This window comes from Corallococcus sp. CA053C, from assembly GCF_003611675.1.
Taxonomy (GTDB): Bacteria; Myxococcota; Myxococcia; order Myxococcales; family Myxococcaceae; genus Corallococcus.
This window is the reverse complement of record NZ_RAWA01000894.1, coordinates 1-435: the sequence shown is the minus strand read 5'-3', so window position 1 is coordinate 435 and position 435 is coordinate 1. Positions and strand designations below refer to the sequence as shown.

1 protein-coding gene is annotated in these 435 nt (G+C 47.8%); it reads right to left on the bottom strand.

Features of this window, described 5'->3' with window-relative positions:
• Positions 1-171: 171 nt before the first annotated feature.
• Positions 172-435: hypothetical protein (locus D7V97_RS46395; protein ID WP_233583636.1), on the bottom strand; the 264-nt coding region annotated here is incomplete at its 5' end.

Below are 435 nucleotides of genomic sequence, written 5' to 3'. Positions count from 1 at the left end.
GATATCGGGTACCATGCTGGAAAGTCCACTCAGTGGTAAGTTCTTCCGTTACTTCAACACACTTCGAATCGCTTGCTGAGAGACCTACCTACAGACAGCGAAGAGAAGATCATACATTGGGTCCGATCAATCATCGAAGAAGCCTACGCAGTAACCGATTTCGCAGAGTCATCATCTGGAGCGACAGACTTCCAAGATCCTGCGCACCTTGGCTTGGGAGTGTTGCAGATTTGGGCTCATTTCTTTTCTAGCAACACGCAATGGCCGTTCATCAACATCATCGGGATGAGCCTGGAGAAATATCGCATCATGCTCGTGAGCCAAGGGCAGGGTTCTGCGAGATGATCTGTGATGAAGATGAGATAACAAAATATTCCATATTCTGAGTTTGGGACCCAGTATGCCTCCAATAACAGCCAAATTACCCCAAGTGGG